At 63.8% G+C, this 23,002-nt stretch carries 19 protein-coding genes and 1 pseudogene; 5 read left to right on the top strand and 15 right to left on the bottom strand.

Going from position 1 to position 23,002, the window contains the following annotated elements; all coding sequences use genetic code 11:
- Nucleotides 1-66 precede the first annotated feature (66 nt).
- Nucleotides 67-4,766: pseudogene (locus tag GFS60_RS34485) on the top strand (DEAD/DEAH box helicase).
- A gap of 94 nt (nucleotides 4,767-4,860) precedes the next feature.
- Nucleotides 4,861-5,424, top strand: a complete 564-nt coding sequence (locus GFS60_RS34480) for a hypothetical protein (RefSeq protein ID WP_236603655.1) — start codon at nucleotides 4,861-4,863, stop codon at nucleotides 5,422-5,424.
- 194 nt (nucleotides 5,425-5,618) lie between these two features.
- On the opposite strand, the gene GFS60_RS34475 is transcribed toward GFS60_RS34480, so the two are convergent.
- Complete coding sequence (locus tag GFS60_RS34475) at nucleotides 5,619-5,759, bottom strand: hypothetical protein (RefSeq protein WP_159928993.1); 141 nt, start codon at nucleotides 5,757-5,759, stop codon at nucleotides 5,619-5,621.
- 373 nt (nucleotides 5,760-6,132) lie between these two features.
- Between GFS60_RS34475 and GFS60_RS34470 the strand changes: the two genes are divergently transcribed.
- Nucleotides 6,133-6,294, top strand: coding sequence for a TetR-like C-terminal domain-containing protein (locus GFS60_RS34470; protein ID WP_328799855.1), 162 nt, complete (start codon nucleotides 6,133-6,135; stop codon nucleotides 6,292-6,294).
- Here GFS60_RS34470 and GFS60_RS40520 read toward each other — a convergent pair.
- Nucleotides 6,232-7,341 (bottom strand): lipase family protein, encoded by a 1,110-nt coding sequence (locus tag GFS60_RS40520; protein ID WP_442972219.1) that lies wholly within the window; start codon nucleotides 7,339-7,341, stop codon nucleotides 6,232-6,234. The two genes, GFS60_RS34470 and GFS60_RS40520, sit on opposite strands and share 63 nt — an antisense overlap.
- Here GFS60_RS40520 and GFS60_RS34460 point away from each other — a divergent pair.
- Nucleotides 7,325-8,029 carry an IclR family transcriptional regulator gene (locus tag GFS60_RS34460; protein WP_236603654.1) on the top strand — a complete coding sequence of 235 codons (705 nt, stop codon included), beginning with the start codon at nucleotides 7,325-7,327 and terminating at the stop codon, nucleotides 8,027-8,029. The two genes, GFS60_RS40520 and GFS60_RS34460, sit on opposite strands and share 17 nt — an antisense overlap.
- Nucleotides 8,030-8,560: 531 nt before the next feature.
- On the opposite strand, the gene GFS60_RS34455 is transcribed toward GFS60_RS34460, so the two are convergent.
- Entirely contained in the window at nucleotides 8,561-9,403 is an 843-nt protein-coding gene (locus GFS60_RS34455) for a hypothetical protein (RefSeq protein ID WP_159928992.1), read from the bottom strand.
- 264 nt (nucleotides 9,404-9,667) lie between these two features.
- On the opposite strand from GFS60_RS34455, the gene GFS60_RS34450 reads away from it, so the two are divergent.
- Nucleotides 9,668-10,474 (top strand): crotonase/enoyl-CoA hydratase family protein, encoded by an 807-nt coding sequence (locus GFS60_RS34450; protein ID WP_159928991.1) that lies wholly within the window; start codon nucleotides 9,668-9,670, stop codon nucleotides 10,472-10,474.
- Nucleotides 10,475-10,520: 46 nt separating this feature from the next.
- Here GFS60_RS34450 and GFS60_RS34445 read toward each other — a convergent pair whose 3' ends face one another.
- The 12 genes from GFS60_RS34445 to GFS60_RS34390 all read right to left on the bottom strand — a co-directional run bounded on the left by GFS60_RS34445 (nucleotide 10,521) and on the right by GFS60_RS34390 (nucleotide 23,001).
- Nucleotides 10,521-11,099, bottom strand: a complete 579-nt coding sequence (locus GFS60_RS34445) for a TetR/AcrR family transcriptional regulator (protein ID WP_159929168.1) — start codon at nucleotides 11,097-11,099, stop codon at nucleotides 10,521-10,523.
- A gap of 253 nt (nucleotides 11,100-11,352) precedes the next feature.
- Nucleotides 11,353-12,387: an ABC transporter ATP-binding protein gene (locus tag GFS60_RS34440; protein ID WP_005573104.1), complete on the bottom strand. Its 1,035-nt coding sequence runs from the start codon at nucleotides 12,385-12,387 to the stop codon at nucleotides 11,353-11,355.
- Nucleotides 12,388-12,458: 71 nt separating this feature from the next.
- On the bottom strand, nucleotides 12,459-13,439 hold the full coding sequence (locus GFS60_RS34435; RefSeq protein WP_159928990.1) for an RDD family protein: 981 nt from the start codon (nucleotides 13,437-13,439) through the stop codon (nucleotides 12,459-12,461).
- Nucleotides 13,436-14,230, bottom strand: a complete 795-nt coding sequence (locus GFS60_RS34430; protein ID WP_159928989.1) for a hypothetical protein — start codon at nucleotides 14,228-14,230, stop codon at nucleotides 13,436-13,438. Before GFS60_RS34430 ends, GFS60_RS34435 begins: the two co-directional genes overlap by 4 nt.
- Before the next feature lie 33 nt (nucleotides 14,231-14,263).
- The gene (locus GFS60_RS34425) at nucleotides 14,264-15,013 is read right to left on the bottom strand and encodes a hypothetical protein (RefSeq protein WP_159928988.1); all 750 of its coding nucleotides are present in this window, start codon (nucleotides 15,011-15,013) and stop codon (nucleotides 14,264-14,266) included.
- The gene (locus GFS60_RS34420; protein ID WP_159928987.1) at nucleotides 15,010-15,687 is read right to left on the bottom strand and encodes a hypothetical protein; all 678 of its coding nucleotides are present in this window, start codon (nucleotides 15,685-15,687) and stop codon (nucleotides 15,010-15,012) included. The genes GFS60_RS34425 and GFS60_RS34420 overlap by 4 nt, the downstream gene beginning before the upstream one ends.
- Nucleotides 15,687-17,108, bottom strand: coding sequence for an MCE family protein (locus tag GFS60_RS34415; protein WP_159928986.1), 1,422 nt, complete (start codon nucleotides 17,106-17,108; stop codon nucleotides 15,687-15,689). The genes GFS60_RS34420 and GFS60_RS34415 overlap by 1 nt, the downstream gene beginning before the upstream one ends.
- On the bottom strand, nucleotides 17,105-18,250 hold the full coding sequence (locus GFS60_RS34410) for an MCE family protein (protein ID WP_159928985.1): 1,146 nt from the start codon (nucleotides 18,248-18,250) through the stop codon (nucleotides 17,105-17,107). Before GFS60_RS34410 ends, GFS60_RS34415 begins: the two co-directional genes overlap by 4 nt.
- Nucleotides 18,250-19,539 carry an MCE family protein gene (locus GFS60_RS34405; protein WP_159928983.1) on the bottom strand — a complete coding sequence of 430 codons (1,290 nt, stop codon included), beginning with the start codon at nucleotides 19,537-19,539 and terminating at the stop codon, nucleotides 18,250-18,252. Before GFS60_RS34405 ends, GFS60_RS34410 begins: the two co-directional genes overlap by 1 nt.
- On the bottom strand, nucleotides 19,536-20,789 hold the full coding sequence (locus GFS60_RS34400; RefSeq protein ID WP_159928981.1) for an MCE family protein: 1,254 nt from the start codon (nucleotides 20,787-20,789) through the stop codon (nucleotides 19,536-19,538). Before GFS60_RS34400 ends, GFS60_RS34405 begins: the two co-directional genes overlap by 4 nt.
- Nucleotides 20,786-21,808, bottom strand: a complete 1,023-nt coding sequence (locus tag GFS60_RS34395) for an MCE family protein (protein ID WP_005563260.1) — start codon at nucleotides 21,806-21,808, stop codon at nucleotides 20,786-20,788. Before GFS60_RS34395 ends, GFS60_RS34400 begins: the two co-directional genes overlap by 4 nt.
- Nucleotides 21,808-23,001, bottom strand: a complete 1,194-nt coding sequence (locus GFS60_RS34390; protein WP_159928979.1) for an MCE family protein — start codon at nucleotides 22,999-23,001, stop codon at nucleotides 21,808-21,810. The genes GFS60_RS34395 and GFS60_RS34390 overlap by 1 nt, the downstream gene beginning before the upstream one ends.
- Nucleotide 23,002: the final 1 nt, after the last annotated feature.

The following is a 23,002-nucleotide window of genomic DNA, read 5'->3' as shown; positions in this document are numbered from 1 at the left end:
GCCAGGCAAGATAGTCGGCTGAACACCGATACCCGGTGTGTGGTGGTGTGGGCGAAGGAGATATCGATGGCGTCGGTTCACGAGGTGATCGAAGCGTTCCGCGCTGCGCCGTCCAACTCGGAGCGGGGCACCAAGTTCGAGCAGCTGATGGTCCGCTACTTCGAGCTCGACCCGATGTCTCGCAGCAGTACGACGCAGTGTGGCGGTGGATCGACTGGCCGGGCCGCGCCGGCAAGCCCGACACTGGCATCGACCTGGTGGCCCGCGAACGCGACACCGGCGAGTACACGGCCATCCAGTGCAAGTTCTACGAACCCACCCACACCCTCGCCAAGGCCGACATCGACTCCTTCTTCACCGCCTCGGGGAAGAAGCCGTTCACCAACCGGGTGATCATCTCCACCACCGACCGGTGGGGCCGCAACGCCGAGGACGCACTCGAGGACCAGACCACGCCGGTGCAGCGGATCGGGCTGGCCGAGATCGCCGAATCCCCGATCGACTGGAACATCGCCTGGTCCCAGGGCGAGCTAAATGTTGACCTGGCGGAGGCGAAGCGGCACGATCCGCGCCTGCACCAGCAGGACGCCATCGACGCGGTGTTCGCCGGGTTCGAGGCCGGCAACGACCGCGGCAAGCTCATCATGGCGTGCGGTACCGGGAAGACCTTCACAGCGCTGAAGATCGCCGAACGCACCGCCGAGGAGAACGGCGGCAGTGCCCGGATCCTGTTCGCGGTCCCGTCGATCTCCCTGTTGTCGCAGACGCTGCGGGAGTGGACCGCGCAGACCCAGCTGGATCTGCGGGCGTTCGCGGTGTGCTCGGACACCAAGGTCTCCCGCTCGGCCGAGGACATGGGCATCCATGATGTCGCGATCCCGGTCACCACCGACCCGCTCAAGCTCACCGCTGAGATGGGGCATCGTAAACGCGCCAAGGGATTGACGGTCGTGTTCACCACCTATCAGTCCCTGCCGGTGGTTGCCGCTGCGCAGAAGGACGGGGTGGACCGGTTCGACCTGGTGATCTGTGACGAGGCGCACCGCACCACCGGGGTCACCCTGTTCGGGGAGGACGAGTCGAACTTCGTCCGCGTCCACGACGCCGACTACCTGCAGTCCGACCGCCGGCTCTACATGACCGCGACCCCGCGGCTGTTCGACGACAAGGTCAAGGATCAGGCTGAGGAGCACTCCGCCGAACTGACCTCGATGGACGACGAGACCATCTATGGTCCCGAGTTCCACCGCCTCTCGTTCGGTGACGCGGTCGCCCGCGGGCTGCTCACCGACTACAAGGTGATCGTGCTGACCGTCGACGAGGAGCTGATCGCCTCGCCGATGCAGACCCAGCTCGCCGGCGATTTCAGCGAGCTCCGCCTCGATGACGCCTCCAAGATCGTCGGCTGCTGGAACGGGCTCGCCAAACGCGCCGGCCGCACCCCCGACGGCACCGGCTTCGCCCCCGGCGATCCCCCGATGCGCCGCGCGGTCGCGTTCGCCAAGGACATCGCCGCCTCCAAACAGGTCGCCGAGGTGTTCCCCGCCGTCGTCGACGCCTACCGGGACCTGCTTGAGGACACCGAGAACGACGGCCAGAACGTCGACAACACCAACCTCGACCTAAGTTGCGCGGTCCGGCATGTCGACGGCACCTTCAATGCCCTCCAACGCAACGCCGAACTGGCGTGGCTCAAAGCCCCGGTGCCCGAGGGAGAATGCCGGATCCTCACCAACGCCCGCTGTCTGTCCGAGGGCGTGGACGTGCCCGCCCTCGATGCGGTGATGTTCCTCAACCCCCGCAACTCGGTCGTCGACGTCGTCCAGTCGGTCGGGCGGGTGATGCGCAAGGCCGACAACAAGGACTACGGCTACATCATCCTCCCGGTAGCCGTCCCGGGCGGGGTGTCCCCGTCGCAGGCGCTGTCGGACAACCGCCGCTTCAAGGTCGTGTGGCAGGTCCTCAACGCCTTGCGCGCGCACGACGACCGGTTCAACGCGATGGTCAACTCCATCGCCTTGAATGCCAAGTCCAACACCAAGACCGGCAAGGGCAACGACCGGCTGATGGGCGGCCACATCGGGCCCACCCGCGGCAGCGACGAATCCGTCGACAGCAACGATACCGGCACCACCGCTACAAATGGCACCGCCACCGACACCGCAACAGACCCCGGTCCTGCTGGTGGGCAGATGGCCCAGCAGATGGCGCTGTTCTCGCTCTCGGAGTGGCAGGAAGCGATCGTCGCGAAGATCGTCGACAAGGTCGGCACCCGCGCCTATTGGGAGGACTGGGCCTCGGATGTCGCCGACATCGCCTCCGCCCAGATCACCCGTATCCGCGCCCTCCTCGCCGGCGCTGACCCCCAGGTGACTACGGCGTTCGAGCAGTTCCTCCAAGGCCTGCGGGACAACCTCAACGACTCCATCACCGAAGCTGATGCAATCAGCATGCTGTCCCAGCACCTGATCACCAAACCAGTGTTCGATGCCCTGTTCGCCGACCACGACTTCGCCTCCCACAATCCCGTCTCCCGGGTAATGCAGACGATGGTTGACACACTCGGCGATTCCGGTCTCGAGGCCGAAACCGCAAGACTCGACAGCTTCTACGACTCGGTGCGGGTGCGGGCCGCCGAGGTCACCACCGCCGACGGCAAACAGAGAGTGATCGCGGAACTCTATGAGAAGTTCTTTCGCATCGGCTTCCGCAAGCAGTCCGATGCCCTCGGGATCGTCTACACCCCCGTCGAGATCGTCGACTTCATCCTCCGTGCCGCCGACCAAGCCTCGCGCGACACCTTCGGCCGCGGTCTGACCGACGAAGGCGTGCACGTCCTCGACCCGTTCACCGGCACCGGCACCTTTGTCACCCGCCTGCTGCAGTCCGGGCTGATCAGGCCAGCTGACCTGGTCCGTAAGTACGCAAACGAATTGCACGCCAATGAGATCATGCTTCTTGCCTACTACATCGCGGCGGTGAACATCGAGTCCACCTATCACCCTCTTCTGGGCAACGAATGTGTTCAGGCCTACAGTCCATTCGAGGGCATTGTCCTCGCCGACACCTTTCAGATCACCGAAAACGGCGACAGTCTCGATGCGATCATGTTTCCCCAAAACAATGACCGCATCGTCCGACAACTCGCAACCCGGATCAACGTCGTGGTTGGGAATCCGCCGTACTCGGTCGGGCAGACCAATGCCAACGACCTCAACGCAAACATCTCCTATCCGACTCTGGACAAGCGGATCGCCGAAACCTACGTCAAACGCTCGACAGCGCAGCTGAAGAACAGCCTCTACGATTCCTACCTGCGCGCGTTCCGGTGGGCCACCGACCGTATCGGCGACACCGGGATCGTCGCGTTCGTGTCCAACGGTGGCTGGATCGACGGCAAGACCGCCAGTGGTATTCGGCTTTCCTTGGCCGATGAGTACTCCCGCATCTACGTTTACAACCTCCGCGGCAACCAGCGCACCGCCGGCGAGACCTCCCGTCGAGAAGGAGGCAAGGTCTTCGGTTCTGGCAGCCGCAATACGGTGGCCATTTTCATCGGCATCAAGCACCCCACGCATACCAGCGGCTGCGAGATCTTCTACCGCGACATCGGCGACTATCTCGGCCGAGAGGACAAACTCCGCATCGTCAACGATGCAGCCCTCGACACCATCGACTGGCAGACCATCACGCCTGACGGTCATGGCGACTGGACCAACCAACGCAACGACGAGTTCGAGACTTGGCCGACCATCGGAGACAAGAACGCCAGTCAAGCGATCAAGGTATTCGAACGGTACTCGTCGGACCTCAAGACCGGTCGAGATGCCTGGTGCTATCAATACTCGAGTGAGATACTCACCAATAACGTAAGCAGACTGATTGCACAGTACGAGGATGCACTGTCGCAATTTCAAACGTTCTGTCGAGACACCGGTATCACCATGCCTTCGGAGAAGTCCGTCGACGATTTCCTTCGCAGCTCACCCGAGTTTGCAGAATCCGGAAAGCTCAGCTGGAATTCTCGAATCAAGCAACAGCTGGCGCGTGGATCACGAATCCAACTCGACTACACCGGCGTCAGAGCATCGACGTACCGGCCGTTCACGACCCAATACGCCTACATGTCGGCGGAACTGAACGACCGCCGCGGTGAGCTACCATCGATGTTCCCCACCACTCACCACAAGAACACCGGCTTCTATGTGGTCGGAACCGGGTCAGACAAACCTTTCTCGTGCCTGATGACCGGCTCGATCCCCGACCTGTCTTTCTGGGGATCAGGTATGGGCCAGTTCTTCCCTCGTTGGACCTACGTCAAGACAGAGCCCGTCGAAGGGGAGCTCGATCTCGCGGCCGCAGACGATGTGGAGATCGACGAGTACGGCTTCCGCCGTGTCGACAACATCACCGATGCCATCCTCGTTCGATCGTGGCGGCTGTCGAAGATGAAGTGGGGCAAGACAAAAGACACGAAAACCGGAAAGAACGTCGAGGACCGCACCACCATCGTCTATAACTCGAAGGTGACGATCGCCGGCATCCCGGAGGACGCGGAACGCTACATGCTCGGGTCACGGTCGGCGTTGGCGTGGATTATCGACCGATACCAGGTCAAGTTCGACAAGCCGTCGAGCATCGTCAACGATCCGAACGAGTGGTGCGACGAACACGACAACCCGCGCTACATCGTCGAACTGATCCAACGGGTCGCTACAGTGAGCGTCGAGACCATGAAGATCGTCGATTCTCTGGACGACGACTGAGCCTTAGCCTCACCGAGACAGAGACCGTCGACTGCGACGACGGGTCCATGCCGATCCCGGAGTGGACCAGGGAAGTTTGGTGTGGCGCTTCGTCATGACCGACGACGAGCCGGACTTCGACACACAGGCTTCGATCCGCCCGCTGCGTATCGCGATCGGAGCCGTTGTCCGCGATCTGTGGTGCCTGCGCTACGGACGTGACGTGCAGGTAGATCGTCTGGTGTGGGAACTCGCCATCAGCGACCAGTATGCAGTCACCATCGGCTGGAGCGGGCCGGGGTCGGCGGGTTCAACCTCTGCCACGGCGTATCCATGGATGCCCGCCTACACGCAGGCCGCGGTCTGGGGGGCCACGCAAGGCGTGCTGACCAGCTACGAGTTCATCCAGTGGCCATCGCGAGGACAGCACATCCTCAACCCGCGCCTACGCCAGGAAGGACCGGTGTGGGTCGACCCGCACACCGACACCGCGGTCGCCGCCACCGGCGAACTGTGCAAGCACCGCACCGCCTGGGACGCCCACGACCGGCCCGTCAGGTCAGTGAACTCCGGGAGATTCGACTCAATGGGTACCGCAGACGGCGCGTCCGGCACACCGGCCTTAGCGTGGCCACGTGAGCGCAATCCGTATCGCCATCGACGCCGATCCCGACGCTGACGGAGTCATCTCGCTCCTGAGGTACGCGGTGGGATCAGCGGATCGAGACCACCTGGACGTGGCACTCGTTACCCGGCGGTTCGCATCGACATCACCGCCACGCAAGGCAGGACTGCACTCAACCCGACCTGCCCACGGGTCGAGGATCTGGGGAGGACAGCCCGCACGGGGAAACCGACCCCCGACCTTAGTTCTTAATGGGTGCGGTCGTTATGGGGTCTATCGGTTTCGTGGTGGCGTTGTTCGATGAGAATCACGGCACACAGCAGCAGGTAGCTGCCCGGGACGATGAGGAGGACGGTGGCCAAGGTGACGATGAGGGCCAGTAGTTCCATGGCTGCTCCGCAGGCTGGGGCTCTCGGTCAGGGTAGTGCTCGGGACCGGCGGCGATGCCGAATGAGGGACGCCTCTCCACGGTAGCCGCCCACAGGGACGATCCTGGTAACCACCACGTGAACATGGTCGGGATCGGTCACAGGAACGTCCGGGTTTCCGCACGGGCAGAGTTCTGCATCTGAATCTCGGTCGTCCTCTATGTCGCTCGCGCCGGCGTCGGCAGATTCCGCCGCGGCCGGTCTGCATACCCGTGCAGGTACCGGGCGTACTCGGTGAGTGATGTGGCCACGCCCGCTCGCCCGCGCCATGCGCCCGCGGCGGGGCTGAGCGCTCGGCACGAGAGACGCCGCCGGTCCTCAGAGGCGCTACGGCATCATCGGTGACGACTGCGTCGACACGGCCCGCTTCGTACGCAGCAGCCTGCATGGATTCGTCCACCTCGAGCTCGGCGAAGCATTCCAGATTCCCCGGTCAACTGACCTCAGCTTCTCGCGACTCGTCGATGCCCTCGACACCACGCTGACAACCTGGTGAACCCCACCTCGTCGCGATCAGCAAATAAGATAGTCCGTGAGCCCGTCGAGTTCCGCCGCCCGTCTGTGTCCTAGCTCCACTGACTGTCCTCATCGGCAGTCGTCGACGGCAGGCACACCGGCGAATCGTGCTGCGAGGAAGTCGATCGCACCCTGCGCGCCGGAGATCAACGTCGTATTGTGACTTCCGCCGGGCGGTCGCACCACCTGCACCGTATCGCCCGCGGCACAGGACTGACGGACGAACTCGTCGTGGACCGCGACGGGCACCAATTCGTCTGCTTCCGCGTGATAGCTGTAGACCGGTGCGCTGGTTCCTGTTGCGGTCGGGCTGTTCTCGCGAGAACCTCACGCAGCGGGCGAAGGTCGAACGGCCAGGGTCGATCGTGTAGTCGCGCAACGACCGAAACGCGTAGGTCGCGATCAGATCGACGGTGCACGCGGCGCTGCTCGCGTGCATGGCCGCTCGACCCTCAGCCGTGAAAAGCTCGCTCAGCCCCTTCTCGGGATACGCGCGATCGATCCCGGTCACTCCGCCGAAGGTGAGTCCGAAGCCGTACCCGCCATCGACGTTCCGCATGGTCGCCTCGAGGTCGGCAGGTAACCCGCCCAGTGCAATTCCGCTCAGGCCCAGCTCGGGAGCATGGGGCTGCTGGAGTTCGGCGGCCCACGCCGTGGCGAAGGCGCCACCGGAGTATCCCCACACACCCGTAGGCGCGTTCACGTCGAGTCCGGCCGGCTCGAAATGCCGAGCGGCGCGGACCCCGTCGAGAACCGCGAAGCCGGCCTGCGGTCCGGCCAGGAACTCGGACTCCGGGCCCTCGTAGTCCGCGGTGACGACCGCCCACCCCCGGGACAGTAGGGTGGCGATCATCACCGACTCGGACGCCGCGTTCGACGTCACGGCCCCCAGGCCCGCCGTGAGCGCATACGACGGGGCACACCGGGATCCGAGACTGTCCTCCGCGGTCTGATAGGAGACGAGCGGCCGAGGGCCGTCGCCCGACCAGGGCGTCCTCGGGACCAGAACCGTGGCGACGTCGGCCACCGGATCTCGGTGCGAATCGAGCGACTTGTACAGCAGCTGCCACGAATCGACCGGGAGCGGCACACTCAGCGCCGGGGCCGCCAAGTCATCGCTCCACCCACTGCTCAAAGCGCTGGTCTTCCGCGGCTATCTCACATACGACGGGTCGCGCTACCGCACCGGCCCGTCCATCGGCGCCCTCGCCGCTGTCGACAGGCCGTCGATCGTGCCGATCGCGCAGCCCTTCATGGAGGACCTTCTGCGACAGTTCGTCGAAACGGTCATGTTGGGCCGCGTGGTCGGAGGGACCCTCATCTACCTGCACAATGTGGAGTCCAATCAAGTTGTGAGATATTCACCGCCACGGGTTCGCCCTCCCAGCGACCACCCGTCGTCCACCGAGAAGCTCTACCTCGCCGAGCTCGACGACGAGCAAATCGACCGCTACATCGACGAGCACATTCACCCTGCGAAGCGAGAGGTTCTGCGCGCCGAAGTCCTCGAAGCCCGGGCCACCGGCGTGGCCTTCAACCACGGCGACACCTTCCCCGACCTCAGCGCCGTCGCCGCACGCATCGTAGTAGGTGACAGTCTCGCGGCATGCCTAGCCATCGGCGGGCCCAGCCGACGCATCGAAAGCCGATTGAACGAAATAGCCTCCGCCACAACGTACGCCGCTAACCGTATCGCCAAACTGCTACTCCGGTGAGCCGCGAACTTCCCGAGTGTGCAACAGCACCGCCGCCTACCTACACCACCCACAGTTTGGTGACGTCGGCACGGGTGGGATCCGGACTTGCGACAATCGGAGCGGTCGCCGGCCACAGTCCGGCGCCGGATAACGGCGCACCCAAGCAGGTAACGTGACCGAGGCGGGCGGCGGCGTCGCGCACAATCCTCCGCGCCACCGAGTGGACCCGCACCCATCGCGCCGCAGGAGAGGATGGGCCCGTTGAACCCGGCCAATCCAACCCTGCGTGCGGACCGAGCGCCGCGATCCCGCAAATACGGCGCGAGCCAGCAGCAGGACGAGTCCCAGCGCCGCAGGCCCGCGTTCTCCGAGAAGATCAGGCGCGGGGGCACCGCTCGGAAGAAGATCGAGGTCGACGAGCACTCCCAGTCCGGCACCATCTTGAAGACCCTGGCGACGCTACGGCCGACGTTCGAGGAGGACGGCTTCGCCGATCCCGCTTTCGCAGACGCCGTTCTGGGTCGATGTGGTTCCCCTCCCCAGCCACACTCAGGCGGCCGCGACCGCGTCTGCCTTCGGAGCCGGCGCGCCGTCCGGCTCGGGCGTAGCAAACGGCCGAGGAAGAAACTTGCTCGCGCCGTTCACTGCCAGAATGCACAGCGTCATAGTAAGTAAGGTTGCTGCCCAGACTATTCCGCTAGAGAATTCGGACTCGTCGAGATGTAGCGCGATGATGATTGGTGCACCGAGGCCGAAGTTCGCACCGAACATTGTGACGGGGAAGACCGCTAAGAGGCCGATGAGGCCCCACGCGGTGGACACCCGCCGCCAGAGCTGCACTGCCAGCACAGTAAACAGCACCACCTGGGTTCCCTCGAGTACGCCGATGACCAACGGATAGTTCCAGATCCGCAATTCGTACGGCCCGTAGTAGGTATAGACATTCGTACCGGTGCCGATGACCTCGAATACGCATGAGGTGACGATCTCGGCTATCCAGATCAGGAACAGATGCTTGCGCCGCAGGCTCCCCTCGTACATGTGGCGGCCCGCGTAGAGGCAGGCGCTCGCGTACAGGATGATGTAGCCGCTATGCGACCAGTTCGGCTGAACGACCCCGAATGCAGTGAAGTGGGAGTACATCGCTCCCGGCTCGCCGTTGTGGACATCGTAAAACCAGAGGTCAAAAGCTACATCGTAGAGCGGTTCGGCGAAGGCCGCGATACCGGCCGCCAGACAGGCCAGCAGGTAGAAGGGGGTCCGCTGCCGGACGCACATTCGGAAGGCAATGGCCAGCATAATGGCGACTATGGCCCAACTCAGCCAGGTGAAGATACTCTGCCAGATCATGTCGAGTTCATGCTGCATGACCTCGGGTGGCATGCGCCCCATAGCTGCTCCTAGTCCAACACCTTTGTACGAACCGTCACTGCTTGGCCGGTATGGGCCAACGATCCTTTGAGGCTAGGTCGGCAACGCGATGTCGCACATCTCCCCAGGGGGGTACGGGAGTCCCACTTTGGGGGTAGGCGTCGGTCGCCGGGGGAAGGACCAATGCCGGGGGCTCGAGCGGGAGGGACGAGAATTGAGGATCGAGGAATGCGTCACTTGCGAGCGGCTTTCGGGTAGGCAGTCCCGGAGTTAGAGTCAACCACCATGGGTGATACACGAATTCGTCTCAGTGTGAGCGACAGCGGTGTAGCGATTGTCACGATGGTCCGTGCCGACAAGCACAATGCGTTGGACAAGGCTATGTTCGAGGGGTTGCTCGAGGCCGCGGATCGCCTCGCGACAGAGCGCACGGTGAGAGCGGTTGTGCTTCACGGCGAGGGGCGCAGTTTTTGTTCGGGTTTGGATATTTCGAGTTTTCTTGCTGATTCAGCGGGAGGTATCGATGCCTTGTTCGTCCGGGAGGATGGGCGACTTGCTAATTTCGCCCAGCGCGCGGCGTATGACTGGTCGGGAGTTCCTGTGCCCGTGATCGCCGCGATCACGGGAAGCTGCTTCGGTGGCGGTATGCAGATCGCGCTCGGCGCCGACATTCGAATCGCTGCGCCCGACGCCCAGTTGTCCCTCATGGAGGTCAAGTGGGGACTGGTGCCGGACATGGCTATCACTCAGTCCCTACCACGTGTCATGCGCATCGACGTGGCGAAGGAACTCACGTTCACCGGACGTATCGTCTCGGGCTTGGAGGCGAGTTCGTTGGGGTTGGTCACTCGCACGGCGGAGGACCCGCTCAGCGCAGCACTCGAATTGGCTGATGAGATCGCCGGGAAGTCGCCGGACGCGATCCGGGCGGCAAAGCGGCTCTACGATGAGACCTGGAGTGGCGGGGACACGGCGGATGCGCTGGCCCTGGAGTCCAGGCTTCAATTGGGACTGTTGGGTACACCAAACCAGGTCGCCGCTGTCGCTGCGGGCGTCTCAGGGCGCGCCCCCACGTTCACCGACCCGGCATGAATCACGTTCTGTCGACGCGTGATCGGCGCTCTGGAGGAGCCCCGATCTAGGTGTCCGCCCGATAGCCCACCGCGTTCAATGCAATGGCACCATATTTCTGCGCGACGGCATGGGGTTTGGGCGGACACTCGACATACCAGCCGGGAATGGCATCACACATGTCGAGCAATGCCCTTGTGGTGAGCACGGGATCCGCGACGGTGAATAGCCCGCGCCTGCGCCCCTCTCGCACGATCCCGAGGAGCAGACGTTCGATCCCCGTTCGCACACGCTCGAAGCGGTCGCGATTCGGTGCGCTGAGGAACCGAATATCCGGCTCCAACGCCACCATCCGGGGGTCGACGAGGGTTCCGAGGAGTATCGATTCGACCACATAGGGCAGTCGGACCTCCGGCTTGTCCCCGCCCTCGTCCCGCGCGGCGTACGCGCGGGAGAGGACGTCCTTGGTCGCACACTCGAGCAGAGCCGTGAAGATGCCTTCCTTGTTCCCGTGATAGTAGTACAGCGTGGGCATCGTCACGCCTGCGCGTTGAGATATCTCTCGCACCGTCGTTCCGCGAAACCCGTTTTCGTGGAAGGCGTCCAGGGCTCCGCGGAGAATGGGTGACAATGCTGGTTGCGCCACACATCGCCAATCCGGTTCGTCGAGTACCGCTGTTGCCTCGTCGACTATTGCTGACGGTACTCGTCGCCGTGAAGCCATCGGTCCTGCCTGTGTCGCTCGTCCGTCGATCTGGGCTGTCGCAGTTCCTACAATGGAGGGAAGTGACCTCGAACGAGTAACCATGCAATCGCGGTGACGAGGTTCTGGATCGGGTCAACCAGGTCGATGATCATCTGATCTCTCTTCTTTCGTGGGTTGGTCGGGGTCGGCCGCGCTAGTCGACCGCGTACATCTCGTCCGTGATGACGGCCGGAAATTCTTCTGTCAGTGCCGTTGATTCGAAGCTCTCCTGGATCGCGAGCTGGGCACTGAAGGGCAAGGTGTCCATGATCTCGCGCACCCTTTCTTGCCTGCGGGCGACGGCTTGGCGGAATGGCATGCCGGGGGTGGCCTTCATCTGCGGGACGATGCCCTCGACATCGTCGACACCACCGGCGTGGTGACCGGCGTCGACCATGGCCTGCTCTGCGGCCATCTGCGCGTCGTCCTTCTCCTCGGACATGCCGATCGGGCCGATCATGGTGCCGTTGAGGAACTGCTTGACCACCGGCTCCTCGCTGGTGAGCAGCACCTCACGGGGCCCGAACATCACCAGTTGGCGGCGGAAGAGCATACCGATGTTGTCCGGCACCGTGCGGGCGAGGTTGATGTTGTGCGAGACGATCAGGATCGTCGCATCGATCTCGGCGTTGATGTCGATCAAGGTCTGCGAGATGTAGGTGGTGCGGACCGGGTCCAGGCCGGAGTCCGGCTCGTCGACCAGGATGATCTGCGGGTCCAGTACGAGGGCCCGTGCCAGGCCGGCGCGCTTGCGCATGCCTCCGGAGATTTCGCCGGGCAGTTTCGTTTCGGCGCCGATCAGTCCGGTCAGTTCGAGCTTTTCCATGACGATCTTGCGGATCTCGGACTCGCTCTTCTTGGTGTGCTCGCGCAGCGGGAACGCCACGTTGTCGTAGAGATTCATCGACCCGAACAGGGCACCGTCCTGGAACAGCACGCCGAACAGCTTGCGGATCTCGTAGAGCTCCTTGGTCGAACACTCCAGGATGTCGGTACCGTCGATCACGATCGATCCTTGCTCCGGGCGGAGCAGACCGATCAGCGACTTCAGGAACACCGACTTACCGGTACCCGACGGGCCCAGCAGCGCGCTGACCTCGCCGGGCGGAAGCGTCAGCGACACGTCCTGCCAAATCTTCTGCGATCCGAAAGACTTCGTCAGATTGGTGACCGCTACCTCGACACCCATTGTTTTCCTCACTCTCACGGCCTAGGGAGTTGGTGCTACGCAGCGGTGGCCACTATCCGCTGCAGTATTGGTCAGAACAACGGCTCGAATCGGCTGATCAACCAGGTCTCGTCGACGCGGGTAAGTCCGACCCGAATTGCATTCTGTGACTGCGTCGTTTCGGGACTGCTTGCCGTCGTGGTGCTCTGATTGATGTAGACGAGAACCGATGCTTGGTCTGCGGACACCGATTCGACCGCAGAGCCTGCTGCGGACGCCTGCATCGTTACCTGCTTGTCTTTTGCCGTCGGCGCGACCACATCTTTCGCCAGCTTTGTGTATGTTTCGAGGAAATCGCCGGTCAGCACGCCGCGTGCGGCATCCAGATCCTGATCGACGGTGTCGGGCTTGTACGACAACAGCGCTACGGCGCCGTCGGAAGCGACCTGCGTCACGGACCCGTGCGCTGCCACGACGTCCTGGTCGCCGGCGCGTTGGACGAAGAATTGGACGAGGACGAGGACGAGGATTGCACCGAGCGGGATCATCGCTGCGGCGGTCATGCCGAGTCGGCGCCGACCATGGGTCGGCCCCTCCGTATCGGAGGTCCTGACCACTGATCCGGCGATGTTGTCGGCGTATGTGCGCCGCTGTCCCCGATGGAGGGGCCAGAACCGCCCGATGAGGAACAAGATCCCGTCGACGGGCAGGCACCCTACCCGGATCGTTGCACGGACGATGCCGATCGGAGCTCCCGCGGTGGTGGATACAGTGCGGAGGCCCTCGAGGTACTTGCCGGCGGTTCGCCCGGTGCGCCCCTGGCAGATGATGCTGTTGGCGACGATGAAGAGCCCGGACACGGCCACGATACCCCAACACAGGACGGCCCATACCTGCCCCGCCAGAATTTGGGACAGCACCCCTGCAGATGCCGCCGCGGCGAGTGGCGGGCACATGTCGACTGCCAGTGCCCGGGCGCGGCGCACAAGAGATGCTCCCTGCTCCCCCGCGCTGTCGCGCTCGGGTTCTGCGTTCTCTTCTTTCACCTGGGTATCGATGTTCAGTGTCGTCATTGGACGAATCCCACCTTCGACAATTTGAGTTGCCCGTCGACGTCGACAACGTCCACGCGCAGCTGGTACTCCTGTGGCTCGATCGTCGCCGTCATACCGGGATCACCGCCCGACGGCTGGGCCTGATCTCCCGCCGCTCCAGTGGCGGGGTCAGCGGAACCGGGCCCGGCGAGCGGTACGTTGCCGTCCGCCGACGCAGCCACCAGAACAGTGGTGCTGCCGTCGTCATTTCGTCGCTCGATGCCGGATTCGACGGCATGGCCGACGGTGACGTTGCCCGCTGCTTTCATGGTGTCGAGAACGGTCTGTTTGCGGGCGTCGAAGTCGTCGTGCCACTGGCCGGCTGCGTTGTCGAGGATGCGTTGCACGTAGGCGTCGGGATCGTCTTTGCTCGTCGAGATAAGCTGCACAACTGCGTCTTCAGCGAAATGCATCAGGGCCTGGTCCGCCGAATCGCGTTGTTCGACCTCGCGGTGATCCCACCATGCCTTGATACCGGAGGCGGATCCGGCGAGGGAGGTCACAATGAGGAACGCGACCGCGGCGCGGTAGATCGTTGTACCCCGGCGCCCTTGCGACGCACCACGCCGTCTTGCCGGACGCTGCGGCTGCTCGTCGGCAGCCGGGTCTGGGGAATCGTCCGGCGGACGTGGTTCTGCCGCTTTCGCGGCGCGCTCGGCGGCAGCGAGTGCGGCCTCCGCGGCCGCGCGGGCTTCGATTGCGCGAGCGCGCAGGGTCGTGGTGTCGTCGTCGATCCGCGATCGTGACGTGTTGGTGGATGTTTTCGTCATCCCAGCCTCCTTGGACGTTTCAGCACGGGCATCTCACAGGGGCTCGAGTCGGGAGATGAGCCACTGATCGCCGGATGCCTCCAGCCGGACTCGTACACTGCTGAAGAGGTACGTCGGATCCGGTTTCGCGGCGCTGGCCGTGGTGCCGCGGAGGAAGACGAGTACCACCGCGGAGTCGGAGTCTGCTGAAACCACCGACGTTCCGCTCGCTTCCCAATGCGTCTCGACCTGACCTTGCTTCGCCTGCGGGATTATGGTCTCGGTGGTCAGCTTTGTGTACGACTCCAAGAATTCGCCGGTCAGATGACTTTTGGCCTGGGCGACGTCGTCCTCGACGGTGGGCGCCTTGTAGGTCAGCACCCCTGCGGTCAGTTCACCGGCCTTCTCGGCAACAGCGGCCCGTGTCCGTTCGGTGTGTTCGCCGGAGACGGTGAGGTGCAGGTGTGCCACGGCGGCGAAGGTTGCCGTCGAAGAGGCCAGGAGCGCCACCGCAACCAGTGTGCGCGTGCGCCGCCCTCGGATGGTCAGGGAGTGGGCGAACGCGGCCTCACTGCGGTAGGTCAGAGCGCCGGTGACGAGGACAACGAGTGTGCCCGCAACGATGAACCAGAGGGGGAACTCGAGAACTGCGCCGGTGGCCACGACGGCGCCGAGTGCGACCGCGGTGAGTCCGCATCTGAGGAATACGGCTTGCCTGGCGGTGGCCGGCTTCGGTGCGGCCGCGGCGCGCGGTTCCTGTGTCGGTTCCGCTGCGGCATGTTTGTTCTCGAGTTCACAGGTCATGGCACGACCTCCACCTTTGACAGTTTGTAGGACCCGTCGACATCGACGATGCCGACTCGTAGACGCCAGGTTCGTGGCTCGTCCTTGGCGCCGGCGGCGTTGCTTACCTTCGACACCGCCGATACCAGGACGGTCGTGCTGCCGTCGTCGTTTCGGCCCTCGATGCCGGCACCGAGAATTTCGCCGCTCGACTCGGTCTTCGACTCGGCGATGGCGGAGACGAACTGATCTTTTGTGCCTTCGAACTCGGTGAGCCACGATCCGGTCGCGTCGTTGATGATGCGGTCCGCGCCGGCCGCGGGATCCTGCGAGCTCGGGGAGATCAGGTTGAGGACTGACTGCCGGGCAGCGCCGAGCATGGCCAGATCCTGATCGCGGGCGTCCTGGCTGTCCTGGTGCGCGTGTGCGAGGGCCCCCGCGGCCACCAACAAGCCCACCAGAACGACCGCGAACAGCGCCGTCGCGAGGGTGTTCCATCGGCGGGCACCTGGTCTGCGGCGCCGCGGATCGTGGCGGACGGCTGGTACGTCGCCGGTATCGCCTGCTTCCTGTGCGGCGGCCGCGGCTTCTGCTGCCTCGGCTGCCTCAACGGCCGCCTCGGCAGCCTGCCGTGCGTCGAGTGCGGCGCGGACGGCGGCGACATCCGATACGGTTTCGGATTTACGTCGGAGCATCAGTGGCCTCCTGTCAGAATCGCCTGTACGGGAGATGTTTCACCGTGGAGAGATCCCGTGTGGTTGAGCTCTGTTTGCGTGTATGTTCTGCCGTCGCGGCCCTGATACTGGCCGGACCGTGGGTTGTAGCTTGCCGTCCCGATCTGGGGGGCGGCCGGTTCTTGTGTGTGGGACGCGGGGGCGGCGGAGTTGCCGGTGGTCGGTGTCGGGTCCCCTACCCAGGGGTTGGTTCCCGACGAGGTGTACGGCTCGTCGCTCTTGCAGATCTCGACGGTGGGGGCGCGTTTGCCGGGGTTGTCCATGCACGGCAGGTTCCGTGCGCCGCGCACGGCGACCGACGAGTCCTGCGGCACCGCGCAGAAGATCGGGTCGGATGTGCGCGTCGGTGCGTCGACGGCAGAGCCGTCGCGCCGTTCGGAGGCGGGAAGGAACCCGGTTGTGCAGGGCGGGGGTGCGTTCAGATTCAGGTTGAAGTCGAGGAATGCGCCGTTGGACGTTCCCTGGTCGGGGACGTTGATCGTCTTGAGGGCGCTGACGCTGGCGGGCAGCAGGACCAGCAGCTGTTCCAGCGATTGATTGTAGGTGACCGCGACCTGACCGAGACTGGTCAGGTTGGCCGCCAGCAGTGGGGCGGTGGGGTGCAGTTGCTGGAAGAGTGCACTGGCTTCACTGGCCGCTGCGGGGCTGGTTTCCAGGATGTGTCGGACGTGTTGGTCGTTCGCGTCGGCCTGTTGGACGGTGCCCGCCAGGTTCGCCGCCCACTCGCGGATGGCGGGGCTGCTGACTTTTTGGGAGTCCAGAAATGGTGCCGCGTCGTTGATCAACGTGGTGGTGGCGTCGGCGTCGGTGTAGGCCTGGTCCAGTACCCGGTCGGATCCGTTGAGGATCCGTTGCAGTGAGGGGCCGGATCCCTCGAAGGCGGTGTGTGTCTCGTCGATCAGTGCGCTCAGCTGTTGCTGCGGGATCGAGGTGAGGCTGGCGTTGAGGGTGTCGATCATCGGTCCGATGTCTTGCGGCACACTCGCTTGGCTCGCTGGTACGACCGACCCATCCTCGAGGAACGGTCCCTCGAGCGAGTTGGGAACGAAGTCGAGGTACTGTTCGCCGATCGCGGACCTGCTGTGCACCTGGGCTTCGGCTGAGACCGGGATGCGGACCGAGCTATCGAGATTCAGCGTTGCACGTGCCCCGCCGGCGGTGGGGGTGACATCGGTGACGGTACCGATGGTCGACCCGCGATAGGTGACGTTCGCGCTGCTGTACAGCCCACCACTCGTCGGAAGCTCGACGGCGACCGAGTAGCGCCCGATGCCCACCAGCGCGGGCAACCGCATGTACACGACACTCATCGTGGTCAGGGCAATCACGGTGAGGACGGCGAAGATGATCAGCTGAATCTTGACGAATTTCGACAGAATCATCGGGTACCCCTCATCGCAACGTTGTCGAGTCCCGCCGTCAGCGGGTTCTTCGTCGAGACCGCCGGAATTCGACCCTCCGTACGACCAAGGGCGGTTTCGGCATTGGTGAGCGACCCCTCGAGGGGTGTCCCCTGCAGTAGTCCTCGGTCGAGGCGACCCATGGTGAGATCGACGGTGGCGGAGAGGTTACCGGCGTCGCCCTTGAAGAACTTCGGAATGTTTTCCAGCGGCCACGGATACGTGGGAAGCAGACCCAGTGCCTGGGTGAGGTCGGAACCGGAGTTGCCGAGTTCGCGCAATACCGGCTCGAGCTCACGGACGTTGCCCTGTACGTCTTCCGAGCTCGCCGTGACAACCCGGTTCGCCGAGTCGGCGAAGTTTCCGACGGAGGTCACCGTGTCGGTGAGCTTCCTCTGCTGTTCGTCAAGGATGGCCAGCGCGGGCGGGATGCGTTCGAGCGCGCCGGCCAGTACGGCGTTCTGCTGGTCGACGGTCGAGGCAAGGCGATCGAGGCCTTCGGCGGCGGTGATGATGTCATCGCGCTGTTCGTTGAGACTGCCGCTGAACGTATCGGCTTGATTGAGAAGGTCACGGACTTCTCCCTCGTGCCCGGACAGCCCAGCGTTGAGTTCACCACTGATTTCCTGGATCTGTGCGAGGCCTCCGCCGTTCAGCACGGTCGACACCGACGCGAGTGTCTGTTCCGTGGTCGGATAGGTGCTGGCGTTGTCGATCGGGATCGTGTCGCCGTCGCGGAGTTCGCCCGCGGGTGGTTCCGTCAATGGTGGTGCCAGTTCGATGTGCAGCGAACCGAGCAAACTGGTCTGCCCCACCTTCGCTGTCGCGTTGCCGGGGAGGTGGACGTCGGACTCGAGTGAGACCGTAACGACGGCGTGCCATCCGGCGAGCTGCACGTCGTCGACGTTGCCTACCGTGACATCGCCGACGCGTACCCGACTGTTGCGCTGGATCGACGTCACGTTCGGCATCTCGATCTTGACGGTGTACGAGCCGTCTTCGGAACCGGCGGTTCCTGGCAGTGGCAGGGAATTGGCGCCTTGCCAGTCACAACCCGACACCGTGAGGGTGAATCCGCCGACGAGTGCCACGATGGCACCTCGGGTGAATTTGTTGTTGGCCATTATCGCCCACCTCCAGCGTTCGCGGGTGCCGGGATTCCGAGCAGCCCTGCCAGTCCGGCGGGTGCGCCGACGGGCTCGACAGCTGCGGGAGCAGGCACCGTACCGCGCAGCCATTCTTCGCTGTAGTCGATCTGCTCGGGTCTGACCTGTTTGCCGGCCACCGGGTTGATTCCGACCGGTGGGTAGTTCATCTGCACGAGCTGCAATACCGGTGCGAGCTGTTGGACACACAGTTTCGCCGCCTCGGCCGCACCCAGCTGGCTTGCCGCCTGGATTGCGCCGCAGATGAACTGCACCGGGTTCTGAAGCTGGGTGACAGCCAGCGCGCCGGTGAAGGACCCGTGTGCGGGTTCGTAGATGTTGTAGAAGTTCTGGATTGCCGTCGGACCGACGTGCAGAAGTTGCTCGATGTCGGGCCGAATCTCGTTCAACGACGTTGTCACGGTGGCGAGGTCGCTCACCGATTTGCTGAGCCCGTCGCGGTTGTCTTTCACAAACTGCCCCAGCCGGCTGGTCATCGCATCGATGTTCTGCAATGCGGTCGCCAGTTCCTGATCGGAGTTGTCGAGCACCGACGACACCGCGGCGACGTTCTGATTCAGCTCGACGATTTGATCGTCGCTGGCGGCGAGTGCGGTCATGAATGCCTGCAGGTTGCGCACGGTGGCGAAGAGATCGTCGCGGCCGTCCGACATCGTCGACATGGCATCGGAGAGCTTGGTCAAGGTCGAATTGATGTCGTCACCCTTGCCGGCCAACGACTCGGCTGCCGTGTCGACGAAGTCGCCGAGAGAGCCGGCCTGGTTGGCCTCGGTCGGGCCGATCGATTCGGCGAGATGCTGCAGCTGTTCCCGAAGGTCGTCCCATTCCACTGGCACAGCGGTGCGTTCGATCGGGATCTGTCCGCCGTCACTCAGTTCGGGGCCGCCGGTGTACGCGGGTGTCAGTTGGATCGCACGTGAGGAGATCAGACTCTGTGACAGTACCGCCGCTTTGGCCTGCTGAGGGACCTTGTAGTCGGCGTCGTAGTGGAACCCCACCCGCATCCGCTCGCCGTCGGGATCGATGGAATCGATCACCCCGACGTCGACGCCGAGGATCTTGACCTTGTCCCCGACGTACAGGCCGTTGGTGTTCTCGAAGTACGCGACCGCGGACCTCGTGGTGACTCGGTCGTACGCGCGCCATGCGAGGCCGAGTGTTCCGGCCACGAGTAGGACGACGACGGTCAGGATTATGGTTCGCCGTCGGGTCGATCCGCGTGTCATCAAAGACGCGAACATGGTCATCCTCCCAATCCGGGTAGCGGCGGAAGTCCAGGTAGCTGCGGTAGTGGCGGCAGCTGAGGCAGGCCGGGCAGTGCGGGTGGTCCGGGCTGGGCCGGAGCGGCTGCGGGAGCGGGAGCGGCGGGGTCGCCGGGTTGGACGGGGCAGGTGCTCGGATCGGGAAGCGGCGTGGTGTGGCCGGGCGGGGTCAGCCCCGGGGCCGCGTTGTGTCCACATGTCACCGGGAACTGGTTTTGCCCGTTGAGCGTGCCGGGGTTGACGCCTTGCTCCCGGAATGCGGCGTCGATGAAGGGCTGCAGGAACTGGCCGGGAAGCAGATTCATGATGTACGCCTTGAAGAACGGGCCGGAGGCCACCGATTCACCGAGCGAGGTGATGTATTGGCTTGCCGGCAGGATCGCCTTCTTCACATCGTCCTTACGTTCGTTCAAAAGTGCTGTCACACTGTTGAGTTGATCGAGTACCGGCCGGAGTTGGGCTTCGTTGTCATCGACCAGCGACGCCACCTGAGCCGTGACGGCGGACAGGTTCACCAGGAGCGTGTCGATCGCCTGTCGGCGCTGATCGAGCGCGGTGAAGAGTGTGTTGCTGTCGAGGAGCAGCTTGTTGATCTGTTCGCTGCGGCCGCCGAGGACCTTGGTCAGTGATTCCGCGTTGTGGAACAGGTCCTTGACCATCTGATCGCGGGTGCCCACGGTGTCCGAGAGCCGGGAGACCCCGTCGAGCGCGGCACTGAGGTTCGGTGCGGTCTGATCAAGGGTTTGGCTGAGGGTGTCCAGTGCGTTGGTGACCTGGTCGGTGTCCAAGTTGCTCACGGTGGTGGACAGGTCGCCGAGCGCATCGGTCAGGAGATAGGGGGTGGAGGTGTGCTCGAGCGGGATCGGCTGATCGGGTGAGAGCGCCTTGTCCCCCTTCGGCGTGACCTGCAGGAACTTTCGTCCCAGCACGGTCAGTGTCTTGATCGATACCTCGGAGTCCACGCCCAGACGTGGGCCGTCCACACTGAATGCGATCCGAACCTTGTCGCCGTCGAGGTCGATGTCCTCGACATCGCCGACGTGGACGCCGGAGAGGAACACCTTGTCGCCGGTCTCGAGCCCGCCGGTGTCACCGACGTATGCGGTGTAGGTCACCGACGAGCTCAGCGTGGAGGCGATGCGGTCGAAGTTGACCGAGATCAGCACCAGGGCCGCGACCACCAGGACGCCGATCAGACCGGTGCGTACCGTGTTCGTTTTCTGTGTTCGGCTCACTGTGCTGTACACCTTCCTGCCCGCTGTCCGATGATCGGGATGAGGGCGGGATTACCGTCAGGGCCATTGACTTTCAATGTGACATCGCAGAGGTAGAACGTGAAGAAGTCGCCGTAGAGTCCGAGTCGGGCGAGGCGACCGTACGCATCGGGGAGCGTACTGAGCGCCCAGTTGACGTAGTCCTTGTCTGCATTGATGTTGCCGGCGACTCGTCCGATCTCGGTGACGTCGTTCCTGATCGCCGGGCGGGCGTTCACCAGGAGGTCGGCGACGGAGGCGGACGCGTCGTTGACGCGGACGAGGGCGTCGCCGATCGGGTCGGACTGCTCGGAGAGTCCACTGATGACTTGCTGCAGTTTGTCGATACCGTCGTCGAACTGTTTGTTGTGTTCGTCGACCGTGCCGAGGACCCGGTTGAGGTTGTCGATCACCGAGCCGATCAGCTGATCACGGTCGGCCAGTGCGGAGGTCAGTTCGCCGGATTGTTTCAGGAAGTCCGATACCGTTCCGCCCTGTCCTTGCAGAACATTCACCAGTGAGGTCGAGAGCTTGTTGACCTGATCGGGGTCCAGTGCTTTGAACAGTGGCCGGAAGCCGTTGATCAGGGCATCGAGATCCAGCGCGGCCATCGTGCGATCTGCCGGGATGGTCGAGTCCTCGGGCTGTGTGGTGTTGGACCCGGGGCTGTCGAGCAGTTCGAGGTAGTGGGCTCCGATGAGGTTCTCGTACCGCACGGCGAGCTTGGTGGATTCGGTGAACGGCACGGCCTTGGTGAGCGAGAACTCGACCAGGGCGGTGGCCTCGTCGACGATCTCGACGGACTTCACCTTCCCGACTTCGACGCCGGCGACCCGCACGAACTCGTCCGACTTCAAACCGGATGCGTCAGCGAAGGCGGCCTTGTAGGTGCGTTCGCTGCCGAACCGCACCTGGGAGAAGACCACGACGACCGCGGCGGTGAAGAGCACCATGATCACCGCGAAGAGGGCCAAACGTGCAATGGTTCCAGTGATTTTCATTAGCGTGCAGGCCCTCCCACGATATTCCCGAACAGATAGTCGACGAAGAATGGAGAACCCAGACGGGGGCTGGTCGCATCGGCGATCGATGCGCCGGTGTCGGTGACCAGCACGGGCGACGGGTACATGTCTTTGGTGATCATCGGATAGCACCCCGGTTGCCCGCCCGGACCGCCGGATGCCTCGACCTTCGGCAGGTTCTCTGGGTAGCGATACGGGTCGTCGCCGGGAAGGAACCCGACATCGAGGTCGAGAGAGTAGCCGGTATTGTCACCGAACGAGTTCGACAAGACGTCGCGGGTGTCGACCGATTGCTGGAGTAGACAGGTGATTTCGGGGCTGTACTTGGACAGAAGGCCTGATGTCGGCAGCAGTAGCCGCATGGAATCGACCAGCCCGCGCTCGAGGTCATTGGTCAGCGCCGCGCCGTCGTTGCCGAAGTTCACCGCTGCGGTCAGCGTCGAATCGAGCTGTTCCTCGCGCTCGACGACCGAATCCGACGTCGTGGAAGCGAATTTCAGTAAGTCCATCAGGGTGGGCGCGACATCGGCGTAGGTGTTGACGACGGTGGACGTGTCACGGAGATCGCTCTGCAGTTGCGGCAGGACCGGGTTGAGTCGGACGAGGACGGAATCGGCCTTGACCATGGTGTCGCCCAGCTGCTCCCCCCGGCCGCGCAGACCCTCGGCGACCGCGCCGAGTGCCGAGTTCAGCTTCGCCGGGTCGACGTGGTGCATCACCGACGTCAAGTTCTCGAATACGGTGTTGATCTCCGTCGTGACGTTGCCCGACCGGACTTCACTTCCCGCGGCGAGCTGACCCTGCCCTGAGGCGCTGGTCAGCGCGACATACTTGGCGCCGAACGCCGTCGTCGCTTTGATCTCGGCGGTGGTGTCGGCCGAGAGCAGGTCGAAGCGTGCCGAATCGATATCGAGGCTCAGCCGCGAGGTACCGGCCACCTGCTGGACTTCCTTGACCCTGCCGATCTCGACACCATTGAGTTGGACCTTGGCCCCGGGTTCCATCACCAGGCCGGACCTTTCGGCGACGACGGTCAACGGAACGGTTTCCTCGAAGGCCCCGCGGAATGTCTGCATGCACAGCACCAGGGCCGTGACGACGCCGACCAGCATCGCGGCGCCGGCGACCCGGAGCGGTGGCTGTTTGTAGTGTGATTTATTGCGTGTTCCCATC

Origin of the sequence: Rhodococcus sp. WAY2 (genome assembly GCF_009859915.1) — a bacterium.
In the GTDB taxonomy this organism is placed as follows: domain Bacteria; phylum Actinomycetota; class Actinomycetes; order Mycobacteriales; family Mycobacteriaceae; genus Rhodococcus_F; species Rhodococcus_F oxybenzonivorans.
The sequence above is the reverse complement of the archived record's forward strand: the minus strand, read 5'-3'. Positions and strand labels throughout refer to the sequence as shown.